The sequence below is a fragment of the Paenisporosarcina sp. P5_A11 genome (genome assembly GCF_056400705.1).
The window spans coordinates 1-19,058 of sequence record NZ_JBFUKT010000013.1; the positions used below are offsets into that span (position 1 = coordinate 1).

At 37.2% G+C, this 19,058-nt stretch carries 16 protein-coding genes and 1 rRNA gene; 9 read left to right on the top strand and 8 right to left on the bottom strand.

Features of this window, described 5'->3' with window-relative positions:
* Nucleotides 1–175 (bottom strand): 16S ribosomal RNA (locus AC1DOS_RS04430); the annotation flags it as partial.
* Nucleotides 176–694: 519 nt separating this feature from the next.
* On the opposite strand from AC1DOS_RS04430, the gene AC1DOS_RS04435 reads away from it, so the two are divergent.
* Nucleotides 695–1,876, top strand: a complete 1,182-nt coding sequence (locus tag AC1DOS_RS04435; RefSeq protein ID WP_477536530.1) for an MDR family MFS transporter — start codon at nt 695–697, stop codon at nt 1,874–1,876.
* Between the two features lie 24 nt (nt 1,877–1,900).
* Here AC1DOS_RS04435 and gyrA read toward each other — a convergent pair whose 3' ends face one another.
* The 7 genes from gyrA to dnaA all read right to left on the bottom strand — a co-directional run bounded on the left by gyrA (nt 1,901) and on the right by dnaA (nt 10,824).
* On the bottom strand, nt 1,901–4,471 hold the full coding sequence (gene gyrA, locus AC1DOS_RS04440) for a DNA gyrase subunit A (protein WP_477536531.1): 2,571 nt from the start codon (nt 4,469–4,471) through the stop codon (nt 1,901–1,903).
* 27 nt (nt 4,472–4,498) lie between these two features.
* Nucleotides 4,499–6,424: a DNA topoisomerase (ATP-hydrolyzing) subunit B gene (gene gyrB / locus AC1DOS_RS04445; RefSeq protein ID WP_108586908.1), complete on the bottom strand. Its 1,926-nt coding sequence runs from the start codon at nt 6,422–6,424 to the stop codon at nt 4,499–4,501.
* Nucleotides 6,425–6,462: 38 nt separating this feature from the next.
* Complete coding sequence (locus tag AC1DOS_RS04450) at nt 6,463–6,705, bottom strand: hypothetical protein (RefSeq protein WP_477536544.1); 243 nt, start codon at nt 6,703–6,705, stop codon at nt 6,463–6,465.
* Nucleotides 6,706–6,716: 11 nt separating this feature from the next.
* Nucleotides 6,717–7,835, bottom strand: coding sequence for a DNA replication/repair protein RecF (gene recF, locus AC1DOS_RS04455; RefSeq protein WP_477536532.1), 1,119 nt, complete (start codon nt 7,833–7,835; stop codon nt 6,717–6,719).
* 1 nt (nt 7,836) lies between these two features.
* Nucleotides 7,837–8,064, bottom strand: a complete 228-nt coding sequence (yaaA, locus tag AC1DOS_RS04460) for a S4 domain-containing protein YaaA (protein WP_108586905.1) — start codon at nt 8,062–8,064, stop codon at nt 7,837–7,839.
* Between the two features lie 108 nt (nt 8,065–8,172).
* A complete protein-coding gene (gene dnaN, locus AC1DOS_RS04465) occupies nt 8,173–9,309 on the bottom strand; it encodes a DNA polymerase III subunit beta (protein WP_108586904.1) in 1,137 nt (378 codons plus the stop codon).
* Nucleotides 9,310–9,477: 168 nt separating this feature from the next.
* Complete coding sequence (dnaA, locus tag AC1DOS_RS04470) at nt 9,478–10,824, bottom strand: chromosomal replication initiator protein DnaA (RefSeq protein ID WP_477536533.1); 1,347 nt, start codon at nt 10,822–10,824, stop codon at nt 9,478–9,480.
* Nucleotides 10,825–11,345: 521 nt separating this feature from the next.
* Here dnaA and rpmH point away from each other — a divergent pair.
* From rpmH to noc, 8 genes are all read left to right on the top strand, one after another.
* Nucleotides 11,346–11,480, top strand: a complete 135-nt coding sequence (gene rpmH, locus AC1DOS_RS04475; RefSeq protein ID WP_016428940.1) for a 50S ribosomal protein L34 — start codon at nt 11,346–11,348, stop codon at nt 11,478–11,480.
* Between the two features lie 230 nt (nt 11,481–11,710).
* On the top strand, nt 11,711–12,058 hold the full coding sequence (gene rnpA, locus AC1DOS_RS04480; RefSeq protein WP_108586902.1) for a ribonuclease P protein component: 348 nt from the start codon (nt 11,711–11,713) through the stop codon (nt 12,056–12,058).
* A gap of 68 nt (nt 12,059–12,126) precedes the next feature.
* Nucleotides 12,127–12,897, top strand: coding sequence for a membrane protein insertase YidC (gene yidC / locus AC1DOS_RS04485; protein ID WP_108586901.1), 771 nt, complete (start codon nt 12,127–12,129; stop codon nt 12,895–12,897).
* Nucleotides 12,894–13,655, top strand: a complete 762-nt coding sequence (gene jag / locus AC1DOS_RS04490) for an RNA-binding cell elongation regulator Jag/EloR (RefSeq protein ID WP_477536534.1) — start codon at nt 12,894–12,896, stop codon at nt 13,653–13,655. The genes yidC and jag overlap by 4 nt, the downstream gene beginning before the upstream one ends.
* A gap of 170 nt (nt 13,656–13,825) precedes the next feature.
* The gene (gene mnmE, locus AC1DOS_RS04495; RefSeq protein WP_477536535.1) at nt 13,826–15,211 is read left to right on the top strand and encodes a tRNA uridine-5-carboxymethylaminomethyl(34) synthesis GTPase MnmE; all 1,386 of its coding nucleotides are present in this window, start codon (nt 13,826–13,828) and stop codon (nt 15,209–15,211) included.
* A gap of 30 nt (nt 15,212–15,241) precedes the next feature.
* The gene (gene mnmG / locus AC1DOS_RS04500; RefSeq protein ID WP_108586898.1) at nt 15,242–17,131 is read left to right on the top strand and encodes a tRNA uridine-5-carboxymethylaminomethyl(34) synthesis enzyme MnmG; all 1,890 of its coding nucleotides are present in this window, start codon (nt 15,242–15,244) and stop codon (nt 17,129–17,131) included.
* Between the two features lie 66 nt (nt 17,132–17,197).
* Nucleotides 17,198–17,911, top strand: coding sequence for a 16S rRNA (guanine(527)-N(7))-methyltransferase RsmG (gene rsmG / locus AC1DOS_RS04505; RefSeq protein WP_477536536.1), 714 nt, complete (start codon nt 17,198–17,200; stop codon nt 17,909–17,911).
* A 93-nt stretch (nt 17,912–18,004) separates the two neighbouring features.
* Nucleotides 18,005–18,868: a nucleoid occlusion protein gene (gene noc, locus AC1DOS_RS04510; protein ID WP_108586896.1), complete on the top strand. Its 864-nt coding sequence runs from the start codon at nt 18,005–18,007 to the stop codon at nt 18,866–18,868.
* Nucleotides 18,869–19,058: the final 190 nt, after the last annotated feature.

Consider the following 19,058-nt stretch of genomic DNA (forward strand, 5'->3'; position numbering starts at 1 on the left):
TATTAGCCCCGGTTTCCCGGAGTTATCCCAATCTACAAGGTAGGTTGCCCACGTGTTACTCACCCGTCCGCCGCTAAAATCAGAAGAAGCAAGCTTCTTCATCATTCCGCTCGACTTGCATGTATTAGGCACGCCGCCAGCGTTCGTCCTGAGCCAGGATCAAACTCTCCATAATGGTGAGTCGATTAGCTCGACTTTGTTGCTGGCGTCAAAAATTTGACGTTTATAATGAACGGTTAAGTTCAAGTTTGTTTTCAATACCGACAGGTGCCGGTGTAAAAAAACGTTTTCGCTTCCGGCACCGAAGTGCGTTCCGCTTGTTAGTTGACGTTTTGCTGTTCAGTTTTCAAGGTTCATTTGGTTTTTTATGTTGTCACTTGTTTTGGCGACTCACTTATAATAACAATTCCCCATACTGATGTCAACAGTATTACAAAGAAAAACTCAATTTCTTTTGAGACATCTTAATCGCGAAATACATGAAAATGAACTTCTTCTATATATAGTAGTGTCTGTAACAAACCTTCTTTCTTTTTGTCTATATATGGAGTTTTCCAATAGTTAAACTCTTGAGATTTTTTTCGTTAATTATTGCTTATTAGTCATTACAAATACTAAAGACTCTTTATTCATTTTTCGAACTATCCAGATAACTTATAGAAGGGTAGTATGAAAGTCAGAAAGAGGGGTTTGAATGCGCGACAAATTTTCATTTCATCCTGTTGTATGGACTTTGTTAATAGGAACTGTATTTGCTAGAGGGGCTAGTTTTATGGCTGTACCTTTCCTTGCCTTATATTTATCAAACACGCATGGAATCCACCCGATATTGATTGGTATAACGATTGGACTATCTCCATTAACTGGAACACTCGGTGGATTCATTGGTGGATATTTTTCAGATCGGTATGGTAGAAAAAAGGTTATGCTTTGGACCATATTCGTTTGGGGGTTGGTTTACTTTGGCTTTTCCCAAGCCTCTCATATCGGAACGTTTATGGTTCTAAATGCATTGAATGGTCTTTGCCGTTCGTTCTTTGAACCGTCTTCACAAGCATTGATGGCTGATTTAACTTCAGTTGATAAACGGAAACGCGTGTTTTCATTACGTTATACAGCTATTAATATCGGGGCTTCTCTTGGCCCGCTTCTTGGCGTTTATGTAGCACAGTTTTCTACTTCACTGCCGTTTTTATTAACGAGTATGATGTACCTTCTATATGGAGGAACTTTATTCATTATGTTAAATCGTTACTCAATCAGAAATGATTTACCTGTTCACCAACTTCCGATTCTGGATTCTCTTATCGTGATATGGAGAGATAAAACCCTCCTTGTATTTATTATTGGTGGAATACTTGTCAATATCGGTTATTCCCAAATTGATTCTAACTTACCTCAATACATACAAAATTCTTTTTCAGATGGCATAGCTCTTTTTGCTAAGCTGATCGCATTAAATGCAATTCTCGTTATCATTTTGCAAGTTCCTTTAAGTTTAGTATCAGAAAAGTGGCCAGTTCTTCGAGTGATGATTTTAGGAAGTATTTTGTTCGCAATTGGTTTTGCGAGTTTCGGTTATGTTACGACAACTATTGGCTTGATGATGGCGATGGCGATTGTCACGATTGGTGAGATTTTCATCTTTCCCTCCACAAGTGTGTTTATAGATCAAATTGCACCTGACAATCGAAAGGGAACTTACTTTGGAGCTGGCCAATTTCGATCAATCGGAAACTTCACCGGACCTGTTCTTGGAGGGTGGTTACTAAAAGATTTCGGAGGTACGCTATTATTCTCAGTAATCGGGATTATTATTTTATGTAGTATTATCTTTTACTCACTCGGTTATAGGAACATACAAAAAAAGGACTAAGGCGATAATGCCTTAGTCCTTCTCTTATTCTTCGGATGTTTCAGGTTCAGTTAGTGTATTTTCACTTACGTCAGTGTTTGATTCTTCGTCAATCACTTCAGAAGTTAATTCTTTACCTACTATAGTAGTTCCCTCTTCACCGTCTTCATCAAATTCTTCTACATCTTCAGCCTTTTCTACTTTTGCGACAGTTGCCACGAGCTCTTCCTCGCCTAAACGAATTAAGCGAACGCCTTGTGTGCTTCGGCCCGTTATAGAAATGCTATTAACATCCATACGAATTAACATTCCATTAATCGTAATAAGCATTAAGTCTTCTGAACCATCCACCGTTTTTACTGCGGATAATGGACCAGTTTTATCTGTGATTTGGCTTGTCTTAATACCAACTCCACCACGAGATTGTAAACGATACTCTTCTTCAGGAGTTCGTTTCCCGTAACCATTTTCCGTTACGACTAATACTTCTTGACCTGGCTCCAAAATTTCCATGCCGACAACATAATCGTCTTCACGTAAGCGAATTCCTCGAACTCCAGATGCTGTACGTCCCATTGAGCGGATATCTGTTTCTTCAAAGCGCACAAGCATTCCTCTACGCGTTCCGATGATAATGTGTTTCTTGCCATCTGTTAATCGTACGGAAATCAATTCATCGTCTTCTCGTAAAGAGATTGAGATAAGACCATTTGCACGAATATTGGCGAAACCATTAACAGGGGTACGTTTAGTTACTCCTAGGCGAGTTGTGAAGATAAAGTACGCATCCTCTTCAAATGATGCCATTTGAATCATTGCCGTAACTTTCTCTTCTTTATCGACACCTAATAGATTGACGAGTGGTAATCCCTTAGCTGTTCGACCATACTCAGGAATTTCATATCCTTTTGCACGATAAACTTTCCCCGTGTTTGTAAAGAATAAAATCGTGTCGTGTGTTGACGTAAATAGTAAATGTTCTACGAAATCATTTTCATTCGTACCCATTCCTTGTACGCCACGTCCGCCTCGTTTCTGACTTCGGTAGGTATTAACAGGCAAACGTTTGATGTAGCCATTGTGCGTTAATGTCAGTACCGAATTCTCACGTGGTATCAAGTCTTCGTCTTCCATCATTTCAGCTCCACCGGCTGTAATTTCAGTTCGACGTGTATCGTTAAAGCGCTCTTTAATTTCAGTTAACTCTTCACGAATAATTTGTATGACTTTAAACTCGTCAGCAAGAATAGCCTTCAATTCAGCAATCAGCTTTTGTAATTCCTGGTACTCAGCTTCAATTTTGTCGCGTTCTAAACCTGTTAAGCGTTGAAGTCGCATATCAAGAATGGCTTGCGCTTGTCTATCAGATAAATGGAATTGTTCAATCAAACCATTTTTTGCTTCTTCGCCAGTTTGCGATCTACGTATTAACGCAATAATTTCATCAATATTATCAAGTGCTATACGAAGACCTTCTAAAATATGTGCGCGATCTTCTGCTTTGTTTAATTCAAATTGAGTACGACGTTTGATTACCACTTTTTGATGTTCTAAGTAATGATATAAAATCTCTTTTAAACCAAGTACTTTTGGTTGACCATCAACAAGAGCAAGCATGTTAACACCGAAGCTTGATTGAAGAGATGTTTGTTTATATAGGTTATTAAGTAATACATTAGCATTTGCATCTTTACGAACTTCAATGACAATGCGCATCCCATTCCGGTCTGACTCATCGCGAAGATCAGTAATACCATCAATCTTTTTATCACGTACTAGTTCAGCAATTTTTTCGATAAGTCTAGCTTTATTTACTTGATATGGAAGTTCGTGAACCAAAATAACTTCTTTACCACTCGACTTTTGTTCAATTTCAACTTTCCCTCGAATGATGACAGAACCTCTACCAGTTTCATAAGCACGACGAATCCCGCTTCTGCCTAAAATGATACCGCCTGTAGGGAAGTCTGGACCTGGAATAATTTCCATCAATTCCTCAGTCGTAATTGATGCGTTTTCAGCAAGTGCCAAGACTGCGTCAATCGTTTCTCCTAGTTGGTGAGGCGGAATGTTTGTCGCCATCCCAACCGCAATCCCTGAAGTACCATTCACTAATAAGTTTGGGAAACGGCTAGGTAGTACAACAGGCTCTTGTTCTTGACCATCATAATTGTCTTTGAAATCGATTGTATCTTTATTAATGTCTCGAAGTAATTCCATAGCGATTTTTGACATACGTGATTCGGTATAACGCATTGCTGCAGCAGCATCTCCGTCTACCGATCCAAAGTTTCCGTGTCCATCAACTAGCATGTAACGGTAACTCCAGTGTTGTGCCATACGTACCATTGTGTCGTAAATTGAGCTATCACCATGCGGATGGTATTTACCCATTGCATCTCCAACAATACGTGCTGATTTCTTATGGGGCTTGTCAGATGTGTTCCCCATACCTTGCATCGCATATAAAATTCGGCGGTGAACGGGTTTCAATCCATCACGTACGTCTGGAAGTGCTCGTGAAACAATGACACTCATTGCATAATCAAGAAATGATGTTTTTATTTCAGTGCTGATATTAATTCCTTTTACTCCACTGTTCGGAATATCTGTCATGCAGGCAACCTCCCTTCACTTGGCTCATTAAATATCTAAGTTTTTCACGTATATTGCATTTTCTTCAATGAATAAACGACGAGGTTCTACTTCATCCCCCATTAATCGATTAAATGTATCATCAGCATCAATTGCATCTTCTAAATTCACTTGTAACAACGTGCGAACTGAAGGATCCATTGTCGTATCCCATAATTGAGTTGCATCCATTTCTCCTAGACCTTTGTAACGCTGAATTCCAGGTTTCGGATGTTTAGGAAGTCTTTCTAAAATTTCTTGAAGTTGTTTATCAGAGTAACAATATTCAACATTTTTGCCTTGTTTAATTTGGAACAAAGGGGGTTGAGCAATATATACATAACCCGCTTCAATTAAAGGACGCATAAAGCGGAAAAAGAACGTTAAAAGTAGTGTACGGATATGCGCACCATCAACATCGGCATCGGTCATAATAACAACTTTGTGGTAACGAGCTTTTTCAAGTGTAAATTCTTCTCCGATTCCTGTTCCTAGAGCAGTAATCATGGCACGAATTTCTGTATTTCCTAAAATACGGTCAAGACGTGCTTTTTCAACGTTTAATATTTTCCCTCGAAGTGGAAGAATTGCCTGGAAGTGACGATCACGCCCAGATTTTGCAGAACCTCCAGCCGAGTCACCCTCAACGATGTACAATTCACTATCTGCTGGAACGCGTGATGAACAGTCCGCTAATTTACCTGGAAGACTTGATACTTCTAAAGCTGATTTACGACGTGTAAACTCACGTGCTTTTTTCGCAGCAACACGTGCGCGAGCAGCCATCAAACCTTTTTCAAGAACTTGACGAGCAACTACTGGATTTTCAAGCATAAAACGCTCGAATCCACCAGAAAATAAAGAGTTAGTAATCGTACTTACTTCTGAATTTCCTAATTTCGTTTTCGTTTGTCCTTCAAATTGTGGATCCGGATGTTTAATTGACACAATAGCAACCAAGCCTTCACGGACATCATCACCAGATAAATTGGTATCTGCGTCTTTTAGCAAGTTATTTTTACGCCCATAATCATTGATTTCGCGTGTTAACGCCGTCTTAAAGCCGGATTCATGTGTTCCGCCTTCATAAGTATTGATATTATTCGCAAACGAGAAAATATTTGATGAGTAGCCACTGTTATACTGCAAGGCAATTTCAATAGAAATCCCATCTTTTTCTCCTTCAATGAAAATTGGTTCATGTATCGGCTCTTTTGATTTATTTAAATGTTCAACATACGACTTAATACCACCTTCATAGTAGTAAGTATTTGTACGAACTTCTTCTTCTCTATCATCAGCAATTATAATACGTAGTCCTCGGTTTAAGTAAGCTAACTCACGTAAACGATTAGCTAAAATATCATATTCGTAGACAGTCGTTTCAGTAAATATTTCTGGATCTGCTTTAAAACGAATGGTTGAACCTGTCTTGTCCGTTTCGCCTATAACACTTAATTCTTGTGTTACGTCTCCACGTTCAAATTTGATGTAATGAAGCTTTTCATCACGATGAACATAAACTTCTGTTACTTCAGAAAGTGCGTTTACAACTGATGCACCTACACCATGAAGACCACCAGAAACTTTGTATCCGCCACCGCCAAATTTACCGCCAGCGTGCAAAACAGTCATAATAACTTCAACAGCAGGACGTCCCATTTTCTTTTCAATATCGACAGGAATTCCACGACCATTATCTTCAACTTTAATCCAATTGTCTTTTTCGATTGTAATGGCAATTTCATCACAGTAACCCGCTAATGCTTCATCAATCGCATTATCCACGATTTCCCATACAAGATGATGAAGACCTTTTGAACTCGTTGAACCAATGTACATTCCTGGACGCTTACGTACCGCTTCTAGACCTTCTAATACCTGTATTTGATCAGCATCATAAGATTTTTGCAGTTCTTTTTCTTCCATCGCCATAAAACTCACCTGCTCTTTCCTACTGTTTTCGCTATTATTCAAAAGGGGATTGCCCCTGGATTTAGATTAATTTTCTTCATAATGTTCTGCGGACTTAGTGGTGATGCATACGTTAAAAAAGGAGTGACAATTAAAGACTTTACACGAGGTCTATCTGTTAAGACTCGTGTGCGTGAATTTTGCAGCCACGCGTCCCGCTCTGTCTCTTCCTTTATCTCACGAAAATCTAAAATCGTGAGGATTTCGCTGTACTTGACGACAATTGAGTTGCCGATAACCACATACAAAATACTCACGCTCCTTCATCAACATGTCCTTGTTTCACATTATATATTGCTGCTTGTGTAATTGTTTCGTGGTTAATACCATCCACACTTGTAGTTGTAACGAATGTTTGAACTTCGCCCTGAATGGTATTTAATAAATGTGATTGTCTATAATCATCAAGTTCGGACAATACATCGTCCAATAGCAACACGGGCGATTCACCGACTTCTTGTTTGATTAATTCAATCTCTGCAAGTTTGAGTGACAACGCTGTGGTGCGTTGTTGTCCCTGCGAGCCGTAAGTTTGTACATCATAGCCATTTACAAAAAATTGTAAATCGTCACGATGTGGACCAGTTAAAGTCACGCCTCTTGCTAATTCTTGAGATTTACTTGCTTCTAACTTTTGACGTAAATAATCAGCCATTTGATCGAAAGTTTTATTTTGATCAAGACCACTGACAGGATTATAGCGAACTTCTAATTTTTCAATACCACGGGAAATACCGAAATGAATCGGTTCTGCCCATTTTTGAAGAAGCTCCATAAATTGAAATCTTTTACGAATAACACTGACAGCTGCTTGAATATATTGATCTGTATATACATCAAACATCACATCATTTAAAGATGATTTTCCTTGATGCATTTTCAATAAATGATTGCGTTGTTTTAATAATTTTTGAAACGTTAGTAAATCGTGTAAATAAACAGGTGAGATTTGTCCAATTTCCATGTCCAAGAAACGTCTACGTACTTGAGGACTGCCTTTAACTAAATGCAAATCTTCAGGTGCAAACATCACGACATTCAATTGGCCGATATAATCACTTAACCGACTTTGTTCTAAATGATTCACTTTTGCTTTTTTGCCTTTTTTCGACAAAGTTAATTCAAGCGGTAAGCGACCGTACTTTTTTAAAACATCACCTTTTATTTTACCATATTCTTCAGTCCAACGTATTAATTCTTTATCATTTGAAGTCCTGTGTGATTTTGCCATAGAAAGCACATAAATCGATTCCATGATGTTTGTTTTTCCTTGAGCATTTTCACCAATCAATACATTAATCGTTTTTGAAAAACTTAACTCTAACGATTCATAGTTTCGATAGTTTGTTAATTCAAGACTTTCGATGAACATCTTATTGTCCGCTCGTTTGTTCCACTATACGGAATTGTCCAACTCCTGGAATGCTTACAAGATCTCCATCTCGAAGTTTCCGACCTCGTCTTACCTCAACTTCATCATTCACTAATACTTCATTTTCTGATAAAAACCATTTCGACATTCCGCCTGAGCTAATTGCATCAGTCATTTTCAACATTTGGCCTAGTGTTACATATTCCGTTCCAATTTGAAGATTTTTCAAAGCAAATCCATCCTTCGTTTTTTAGTCTATCCCTTCATTTTACTCCATTTTCTCTAAGAAGTAAAAAAGGATAGCCCAGTAGAGGGCTATCCTTCAAATAGTTGATTATTAATACGTGCGAACCGGTAAAATTAATTGCAAAATCGCATCATCATGAACAGATTTTAAGATGAATGGGCGCATTGCACCAGTGAATTGAACCATTACATCTTGACCATCTACAGCTTTTAAAGCATCCATCATATATTTCGCACTAAAGGAAATTTTCAACTCTTCTCCTTCAATCGACGTTGCTTGAATTTCTTCTTCCACTTTCCCAACTTCAGGTGAGCTTGAAGAAATTTCAACAACGTTGCCTTCTAAAGAACTAAAACGAACAATGTTATTGCGCTCTTCTCGTGCTAATAAAGAAGCACGATCAATGGCTTGCAGTAATGCTTTTCCATTTACAGTCACTGTTGTTTTATATTCATTTGGAATCAATCGAGATGTATCAGGATAATTACCTTCTAGTAAACGAGAATAAAACAATACATCAGAAGTTTTAAATAATACTTGTTGTTGAGTCATCACAATATTCACAGCTTCTGAAGAGTCTCCAATAATTTTGCTTAATTCATTTAAGCTCTTTCCTGGAATGACTACGCTATATTCCCCTTCAGGCATTTGTTCTAAAGTGGTTTTACGACGAGCAAGACGGTGACTGTCTGTAGCAACGCAAACAAGTTCTCCATTTTTCACTTCCCAATGAACACCTGTTAATACAGGACGACTCTCTGAAGTTGATACGGCAAAAACGGTTTCACGAACAATTGATTTTAATAAGTCAGCTGGAATAACAAACTGACGATCATCTTGAATTTCAGGAAGTAATGGATATTCAGAAGGATCTAGTCCAATTAAATGAAACTCTGATTTACCTGAACGAATATGTGTTTGATAGTTTTCATTAACATCTATTTCAACGTCATTAGTTGGTAACTTACGAACGATTTCGTTAAACATACGTGCTTGAACAACAATCGTACCTTCTTCGATAACTCGAATCACTTGTTCTCCATTTTCTTCTGCTTTTATAAATGTTTGAATCGTGATATCAGAATCACTACCTGTTAAGTGTAATCCTTCTTCTGTAACTTCAAGTTTTATTCCTGTCAAAATTGGAATTGTTGTCTTTGAACTAACTGCTTTCATTACATCGTTTAATCCATCTAATAACCGATCTCGCATGATTTCAAATTTCATCAATTATACCTCGCTTATATATTTATTAATGTTTAAAAGAATAATAGATATAGTAATAGGGCCTGTGGATTTGTTGATAAGTCCACTTTTATGAATACTATCAATCTATCCACATGTTGATAACCTGTCCATAAACTAAGCAGCCTGACATGCGGTTATCCACAGTTGTTAAGTCTTGCTTAATAGACTCTTAATTTGTTTTAGGTCTTGTTGAAGAGCTTGATCCTCTTTTAATAGAGTAGAAATTTTTTCGTGTGCGTGGATAACTGTGGTGTGATCTCGCCCTCCAAATTCCTCACCTATCTTAGGCAAGGAGAAACTCGTTAACTCACGAGATAAATACATGGCGATTTGTCTAGGAAAAGCAATTGATTTCGTCCGTTTCTTCGCTGTGAAATCTTCTAAACGCATGTGATAGTGCTCACCGACCGTTTTTTGAATATCTAAAATTGTAATTTTACGTGGTTTAGCATTCGGCATAATATCTTTTAAAGCTTCCGCAGCTAAATCAGCATTCATATCTTTGTTTACTAAAGAAGAATAAGCTACCACACGGATTAGTGCCCCTTCTAGCTCACGTATATTGGAATCTATTTGGTTGGCAATGTACATCATTACTTCATTAGGAATGTCCAAGCCATCCGCTTTTGCTTTTTTCCGCAGTATCGCAATACGCGTTTCCAAGTCTGGAGGCGTAATGTCCGTGATTAAACCCCATTCAAAACGAGAACGTAAACGATCTTCTAAAGTTGGAATTTCTTTTGGCGGTCTATCACTGGAGATGACAATTTGCTTAGATTCCTCATGCAATGTATTAAATGTATGGAAAAACTCTTCTTGTGTTTGTTCTTTTCCAGCTAAAAATTGAATATCATCTATTAATAGAACGTCTACACTACGGTATTTATTGCGGAAATCAACCGTTTTATTATCTCGTATGGAGTTAATAAACTCGTTCGTAAATTTTTCTGAAGATAAATAAACGACTTTAGCATTTGGGTTATGTTCTTGTACATAATGCCCAATCGCATGCATTAAATGTGTTTTTCCCAACCCCACGCCACCATATATAAATAGTGGATTGTATGCTTTTGCCGGTGCTTCAGCTACTGCAAGAGATGCTGCATGTGCAAATCGGTTACCAGAACCAATAACAAATGTATCAAATGTGTATTTTGAATTTAGCATGCCAGGAGAAAACTCTGGTTGTTCGTGGTCTTTCATAGGAAGAATAGGTTTAGGAAGTGAAAAATCGTCTAAATTTTGATCTTTCGGAACGACAAATCTAATAGATAAGCCTTCACCAGTTAATTCAGTTAAAATACCTGCAATCAAGTGAACATAATGTGTATCCAACCAATCGCGTGCAAATGAGTTTGGAGCAGCGATTGTTACAGTATCTCCTTGATATGTAAGCATTTTTGTGGATTTGAGCCACGTTTCAAAGCTGGGTTTCGAGATTTTATTCTCTACTTGAGCAAGAACACTCGACCATAGTTCTTCTAAATGTTCCAACAACGTACCTCCTTATTTAAAATATTTATTTATCGACAATCTTACACATCAATATGTATAGTCATACACAATACCACAGGCTGTGGATAAAGGTTAATAAGAGTCTCGGGATAAGCTATCCACAGATTATCAACAGTTGTGGATAACATTTAATAGTCGTTTTTGTTTTTGAAGAGTAAAACACAAACATCGTATCAAAAAAAACGAGAAATTACAAGAGTTCTTGATGGTTATCCACAAAATGAATATTCATGCACAACGGTGTTGTCCACAGCCAGTTAGTTTGTGAAAAACCTGTAGATAACACTTGTGGATAGAAAAAATACTCGAAAATGGTTATCCACAAGGCTCAGGATAACCATTTTCTGATTTGTGGACAACTATAAACCATCTAGAGATTTACTGAAGTACAAGCATATTTCGAATTGCTATTGACATTTAGGGAGTAAATTATATATAATATCCAAGACTGTCTGTAGTAGATAAATCGACTTTCAAATATTTCAGGAGGTGTCACATAAATGAAACGCACATACCAACCAAATAAACGTAAACATAGTAAAGTACACGGGTTTCGCTCACGTATGAGTTCAAAAAACGGCCGTCGCGTATTAGCAGCACGTCGTCGTAAAGGAAGAAAAGTATTATCAGCTTAAGTCCACTGATCCGCATCAGTGGTCTTTTTTTTCTTTTCCTATAAGAAACATATAATCAGGTGAAGAAAATCGCTTTACGAAGAAAGTGATAAACATCGACGCTGGCGTATGCCGAAGAAGATGTCAATCGCAGCTTTACTATGAGGGTGAGTAACATCCGGACTGGGCGTGAGTCGAAGCAGATGTTTAATCTTTCTTTAAAGAATGCGTAAAGGTGAAGCAGGTGAATCATGAATAAACGTCAACGAGTAAAGAAAAATGCAGAGTTTCAAAAAATATTTAAACGTGGTAAATCCTTTGCGAATCGCCAGTTTGTTTTATACTTTTTACCAGTAGAAGGACAAGAGGAGTTTCGCATCGGCCTATCCGTTAGTAAAAAAGTCGGAAATGCAGTCGTCCGCAATCGAATTAAACGCTATATCAGACAATCTTTCTTGGAACTGAAAGATGAAATCAACCCAAAGATGGATTATGTCATTATCGCCAGAAATCAGGCGGCCAGTTTAGATTTTCATGAGTCAAAGAAAAGTTTGCAACATGTACTTAAAGTCGCCAAAATGATACAAATGATTAAGTAAAAAAGACAAGAAGTTTTAGATGTATATATATATAGAAGAAATGGAATGTCGTTTTAGGGGGAAGAAGGGTGAACAAACGCTTAGCTTTAGTCCTCACGCTTGTTTCTGTCACTCTATTACTGAGTGGATGTACAGAATATAATCAACCAATATATGAGGACAGTAAAGGATTTTGGAATGAATTCGTTGTTTGGCCTCTTGTTGCGTTAATAACTTATTTTAAGGAATTACTTGGAACTTACGGATTAGGAATTGTTTTCGTGACAATTATTATCCGATTAGCGATTCTGCCATTAATGATTAAACAAACAAAGAGTGCAAAAAAAATGCAAGAAATTCAACCTGATCTAGCTATACTCAAGAAAAAATACAGTTCAAAAGATGCGGCAACTCAACAGAAGTACCAACAAGAAATGATGGCGATGTTTAAAGAGAGAGGCGCCAATCCAGCCGCAGGTTGTTTACCTGTAGTTATTCAAATGCCAATCTTAATTGGTTTCTATCACGCGATTAGTCGCATGAATTCAACGCCAGAAATTAACTTAGGTAGTTTCTTATGGTTCCCACTTGCAGAACCAAGTATTATACTTGCTATTTTAGCTGGGATTATGCAGTTCTTAGTACTAAGAACTGGACCAGCAATGGATAATCCTCAAATGAAAATCATGATGTATTTCATGCCAGTAATGATTGTAGGGTTCGGTATTTTCTTACCATCTGCATTAACACTTTACTGGGTAATCGGAAATGTTATTTCATTAATTCAAAATATGATTATTTACAAACCATGGGAAAAACGCACACTTCAACCTGCTAAAACTGGAGGGGCTAAAAGGTGAATCAGATTACTCAAACGGGTACAACAACTGAAAAAGCGATATCTACAGCATTAGTTAAACTCGGGACGACGATAGAACAAGTTACCGTAAATGTTTTAACTGAAGGCAAAAAAGGATTTTTAGGATTTGGCTCTAGACTTGCAGAAGTGCAAGTCACGGTAAAAAATGAAAAACCTAATGAACAAGTGGATGAAGTCGTCTTGGCTGAACCTGAATCTGAACCTGAAGTTCCAGAAACAAAAGTAGAAGAAGTTGTAGCTCCTCAACAAGAATCAATTGTTTTAGAAAACACCGAGTCCACTCGAGGACTTGCTGTCGAAGAAGCGAAAAAATATCTGAAACAAATTGCCGAAGATATGAAAATTGATGACTTAATTATTGAGACGGTGCAAGACGGTAAATACGTCACACTACGTCTTGAAAGTAAAAAAGCTGCCGTTCTGATTGGAAAAAGAGGTCAGACACTAAATGCATTACAACAATTGTCTCAGCTAATAGCCAATAAATACTCCAACCAATTCTTGATGATTCAACTCGATGTTGAAAATTACCGCGAGCGTCGTCAAGAATCATTGGAACAATTAGCTGAACGCATGGCTGATAAAGCAATTCGAACAGGTAAAAAAGTAGAGTTTGAACCAATGCCTTCTTATGAAAGAAAAGTGATACACCACGCACTATCGCGTCGTTTAGATATTGAAACTGTATCAGTTGGAACAGATCCTAATCGTTATCTTGTTATCGAACCTTTGAAGTAATTAACAACGGACCTTACGTCATCAGACGAAAAGGTCCGTTTTCTTATGGGTATAACTGACGTTTCCTACTATCGATTTTGGTGATTTTATGCTATTATTATACGTTAGAGAATCATAATCGTTTTTAGTTATCCACATGTGGATAAACAAGGAAAAGGAGGTGGACGATTATGGAATTCGATACTATTGCTGCGATATCCACACCTATGGGTGAAGGAGCAATTGCGATTGTACGATTAAGTGGATCAGATGCAATTTCAATAGCTGATCAAATTTTTCGTTCACCAGGTGCAAAAGCACTAAGCAATCAATTAACTCACACGATCCATTATGGACATTTAATAGAGCCTACAACAGGCGATGTAGTAGAAGAAGTCATGCTGTCTTTGATGAAAGGTCCAAAAACCTTTACAAGAGAAGACGTTGTTGAAATAAATTGCCATGGAGGCATCGTAACAGTCAACCAAGTCTTGCAACTTGTATTAAGACACGGAGCACGACTTGCCGAGCCGGGAGAGTTTACAAAACGAGCATTCTTAAATGGGCGTATTGATTTATCCCAAGCAGAAGCGGTAATGGATTTGATTCGAGCGAAGACTGATCGAGCTATGAATGTAGCGCTTGGACAAATGGATGGGAAATTATCACGATTGATAGCAACGCTGCGACAAGCATTACTTGAAACACTGGCGCAAGTGGAAGTGAATATAGATTACCCTGAATACGATGATGTTGAAGAAATGACCCTTCCGATGATAATTGAAAAATCAACTTGGGTTAAAAATGAAATCGAACGATTACTACAAACATCCATGCAAGGGAAAATTTTAAGAGAAGGCTTGTCTACGGTAATTATTGGACGACCAAATGTTGGGAAATCATCTCTATTAAATAGTTTAGTTCAAGAAAATAAAGCGATTGTAACGGAAGTTGCTGGAACAACACGCGATATTATCGAAGAATATGTAAATGTTAGAGGAGTTCCACTGAAACTTGTCGATACAGCGGGTATTCGTGAAACTGAAGACATAGTGGAACGTATCGGTGTAGAACGCTCTAGACAAGTACTTAAACAAGCTGACTTGATTCTTTTAGTACTAAACCATTCTGATGAGTTAACCATTGAAGATGAGCGTTTATTTGAAGCAATAAATGGTATGGACTTTATTGTCGTTATTAATAAAACCGATTTAGAGAAAAAAATTGATACTCAACGCGTTCAAGAACTATCGGGAAATCGGAAAATTGTTACCACCTCTTTACTGCAAGAAGAAGGAGTGGACCAATTAGAAGAAGCAATTGCCTCTTTATTCTTCGAAGGATCTTTAGACAGTAACGATTTGACTTATGTATCTAACGCGCGTCATATTGCGCTATTAAATCAAGCTAAACATACAATTGAAGATGCAATAAATGCAGCACAAGCTGCCGTGCCAATCGATATGATTCAAATCGATGTCACTAGAACATGGGAAATTTTAGGTGAAATAACAGGTGATACAGTTGAGGAAAGTTTAATCGATCAACTATTTTCACAATTTTGTCTTGGTAAATAAAAATACGATAAACGAAAGGAATGAACGAACATGCAGAATTTTGAAGCGGGCTCGTTCGATGTAATTGTTATTGGAGCAGGGCATGCCGGTGCTGAAGCAGCTTTAGCAGCAGCAGGAATGGGTGCAAAAACTCTAGTTCTAACAATAAATTTAGACATGATTGCATTTATGCCATGTAATCCATCCATCGGAGGCCCAGCCAAAGGAATTGTCGTCCGTGAAATTGATGCTTTAGGCGGCGCAATGGGGAAAGTAATAGATAAAACACATATTCAAATGAGAATGTTGAATACAGGTAAAGGACCGGCAGTGCGTGCCTTACGTGCACAAGCTGATAAAGTCTTATATCAAGCAGAAATGAAACGTTTAATGGAAGAACAAGATAATTTGTCTATTCATCAAGCGATGGTTGAAGAATTAATCGTTGAAAATAATGAAATCCAAGGGGTAATTACACAAGTTGGTGCAATCTACCGAGCTAAAACAGTCATTGTTACGACAGGAACATTTTTAAGAGGTGAAATTATTATTGGAAACTTGAAATATTCAAGTGGCCCTAATAACCAACAACCTTCATTAAAATTGGCAGACAATCTTCGGGATTTAGGTTTTGATTTAGTTCGATTTAAAACTGGAACGCCTCCACGCGTAAACAGTAAAACAATTGATTACAGCAAAACAGAAATTCAACCTGGAGACGATGTTCCACGAGCGTTTAGCTATGAGACATCTGAATTTATTACAGATCAATTACCTTGTTGGTTAACATATACCAATGAACGTACACATCAAGTGATTGATGAAAATTTACATTTGTCACCAATGTACTCAGGAATGATTAAAGGTACAGGCCCGCGTTATTGCCCTTCTATTGAAGATAAAGTCGTGCGTTTTAATGATAAACCTCGTCACCAAATATTCTTAGAGCCAGAAGGACGAAATACTCGTGAGGTATACGTGCAAGGTCTTTCTACAAGCTTACCTGAACATGTGCAACGTAAATTACTTGAAAGTATTCCAGGATTAGAAAAAGCAGAAATGATGCGAGCTGGTTATGCGATTGAATATGACGCAATGGTCCCAACTCAGTTATGGCCAACACTAGAAACGAAAAAAATCCGTAATTTATATACAGCTGGTCAAATTAACGGTACATCCGGTTATGAAGAAGCGGCTGGTCAAGGGCTAATGGCTGGTATGAATGCTGCTGCTCGTGCTTTAAATAAAGAAGAAATTATTTTAAGTCGTTCAGATGCGTATATCGGTGTGTTAATTGATGATTTAGTAACAAAAGGAACGAATGAACCTTATCGTTTACTTACATCAAGAGCAGAATATCGTTTGTTACTACGTCACGATAATGCAGACTTAAGATTAACCAAAATCGGATTTACTGCTGGATTGATTTCTGAAGAGCGTTACGAGCGTTTCGAAGCTAAAAAGAAATTAATCGAAGAAGAAATCATTAGATTGCGTAAAACCATCATTAAACCGAATGAAGAAACACAAAGTATTATTCGTTCGAAAGGTGGAACGGAGCTAAAAGACGGAATTAAAGGACAAGATTTATTGAAACGTCCCGAAATGACGTATGAGGACATTGCAAAGTTATCACCTTCAACTATTCAATTAACAGATGAGATGAAAGAACAAATCGAAATCCAAATTAAATATGAAGGTTACATTGAAAAATCTCTTCTACAAGTTGAAAAATTAAAAAAAATGGAAAACAAAAAAATTCCAGATCAAATTGACTATAATGCCATTTCTGGTATAGCTACTGAAGCGAAGCAGAAATTGAAAGAAGTTAGACCATTATCAATTGCCCAAGCATCTAGAATTTCAGGGGTAAATCCTGCTGACATTTCCATCCTATTGGTGTATATTGAACAAGGAAGAATAGCGAAAATATCCGGATAAGTATAAAAGTGTCTATGTTGCTAATTTCAGCATATAGACACTCTTCATATACGGAAGGGGTCTCATATGAACCAACAACAATTTGTTGAAGCACTAAAAGAAAAAGGGATTGATTTAAATCCYGAACAACTTCAACAATTTAATAGATATTACGAGTTGCTTGTTGAGTGGAATGAAAAAATGAACTTAACTGCAATTACAGATCAACCATCCGTTTACTTAAAACATTTTTATGACTCAATCAGCATGGCTTTTTATGTGGATTTTTCAAAAGGTCAATCAATTTGTGATGTAGGAGYCGGAGCGGGGTTCCCAAGTATTCCTTTGAAAATTTGTTTCCCACAATTGCAAGTGACAATTGTGGATTCATTAAATAAACGTATACAGTTTCTCACTCATTTGAGTGAACAACTAAAGCTAACTAATGTTCATTTTGTACATTCTAGAGCAGAAGAATTTGGACAAAATCCAAAATACAGAGAACAGTATGATATGGTCACTGCACGAGCAGTAGCAAGATTATCTGTATTATCTGAACTTTGCATTCCATTAGCAAAAGTTGGAGGACAGTTTGTGGCGATGAAAGCTGCAGCTGCACAAGACGAATTAAGTGACGCAAAAAAAGCATTATCCATTTTGGGTGCGGAAAAAATTCAAGAATATTCTTTCACTTTGCCTGTTGAAAATAGTGAGCGTTCATTGTTTGTTTTTAATAAAGTGAAAAGCACTCCTAAGAAATATCCAAGAAAACCTGGAGTTCCTAATAAGTCTCCATTGTAATTTTGTGTTTCACGTGGAACATTAATAAAGGATTGGCGAGATTTGTCGCGAATAAGTACAAGTAGTGAGTTTCTTAAAGGTGGTGCCTCGGGGATGAAAAGTCCTTTTTCACGTTTTTTTGGAAGTGGCGAAAAAGAAATGGCTGCTACAAAGCAAACAGCCGAACAATATGAAGAAGTTTTAAAAATCCCTTTAAATCTAATTGTCCCGAATCGTTTTCAACCTCGGACAGTTTTTGATGAGTCTAAAATTGAAGAATTAGCTCGTACAATTCACACTCATGGAGTAATTCAACCTATCGTTGTACGTAAAATGGATGACGAAGATCGATATGAAATTATTGCTGGAGAACGTCGATTCCGAGCAATGACGAAACTGGAGTGGGAGTTAGTTCCTGCAATTGTACGAAATTTAAGTGATAAAGAAACAGCATCAATAGCATTGATTGAAAATCTTCAACGTGAAGAGTTAACGGCAATTGAGGAAGCACTAGCATATCAAAAGTTGTTAGAACTACATGAATTAACTCAAGAAGCTTTAGCACAACGTTTAGGAAAAGGTCAATCCACAGTTGCTAATAAATTACGATTGCTTAAACTACCACAAATAATCCAAGATGGTATTCTAAGACGTGAGATATCTGAACGTCATGCTCGTGCATTAATGCCTGTTAAAGAAGAAGATAAGCAAATTGAATTATTCCATGAAATTATTGCTCAACAATACAATGTAAAGCAGCTTGAAAAGAAAGTGGATGAATGGTTGAATCCACCAGTAGTAGAAGGAAAGAAAGAAAAACCAAAGAGAAAAACGATTAGTCGAGATGTAAGAATTGCATTGAATACACTTAGACAGTCATTTGCAATGGTAGCCAAAACAGGCATTAAAATGGAAACCGAAGAGGAAGAACATGAAGATTTCTATCAGATTACTGTGAGAATACCTAAAAAGAAATAATGATATTGCGAAGTTGTGAACTCTTGCTATGTAATTAGCAAGAGTTTTTTCATTTGTAATAATAATATAATCCTTTTTTAATGAAAATTTTGTTAGAATGAAATGATAAGAGAAATTGTAAAATTCTCAAATAATTAGTCAGAACAGTCTAATTCTTTTTTCGTGATTTTTCGAGTGGAAAACTGAAGAG

Bases quoted from the DNA above. Each gene is read 5' to 3' on its own strand.
- AC1DOS_RS04435 (WP_477536530.1), top strand. From the start codon at position 695: ATGCGCGACAAATTTTCATTTCATCCTGTTGTATGGACTTTGTTAATA.
- gyrA (WP_477536531.1), bottom strand. From the start codon at position 4,471: ATGACAGATATTCCGAACAGTGGAGTAAAAGGAATTAATATCAGCACT.
- gyrB (WP_108586908.1), bottom strand. From the start codon at position 6,424: ATGGCGATGGAAGAAAAAGAACTGCAAAAATCTTATGATGCTGATCAA.
- recF (WP_477536532.1), bottom strand. From the start codon at position 7,835: ATGTTCATCGAAAGTCTTGAATTAACAAACTATCGAAACTATGAATCG.
- dnaN (WP_108586904.1), bottom strand. From the start codon at position 9,309: ATGAAATTTGAAATCATGCGAGATCGGTTATTAGATGGATTAAACGAT.
- rpmH (WP_016428940.1), top strand. From the start codon at position 11,346: ATGAAACGCACATACCAACCAAATAAACGTAAACATAGTAAAGTACAC.
- rnpA (WP_108586902.1), top strand. From the start codon at position 11,711: ATGAATAAACGTCAACGAGTAAAGAAAAATGCAGAGTTTCAAAAAATA.
- mnmE (WP_477536535.1), top strand. From the start codon at position 13,826: ATGGAATTCGATACTATTGCTGCGATATCCACACCTATGGGTGAAGGA.
- mnmG (WP_108586898.1), top strand. From the start codon at position 15,242: ATGCAGAATTTTGAAGCGGGCTCGTTCGATGTAATTGTTATTGGAGCA.
- noc (WP_108586896.1), top strand. From the start codon at position 18,005: ATGAAAAGTCCTTTTTCACGTTTTTTTGGAAGTGGCGAAAAAGAAATG.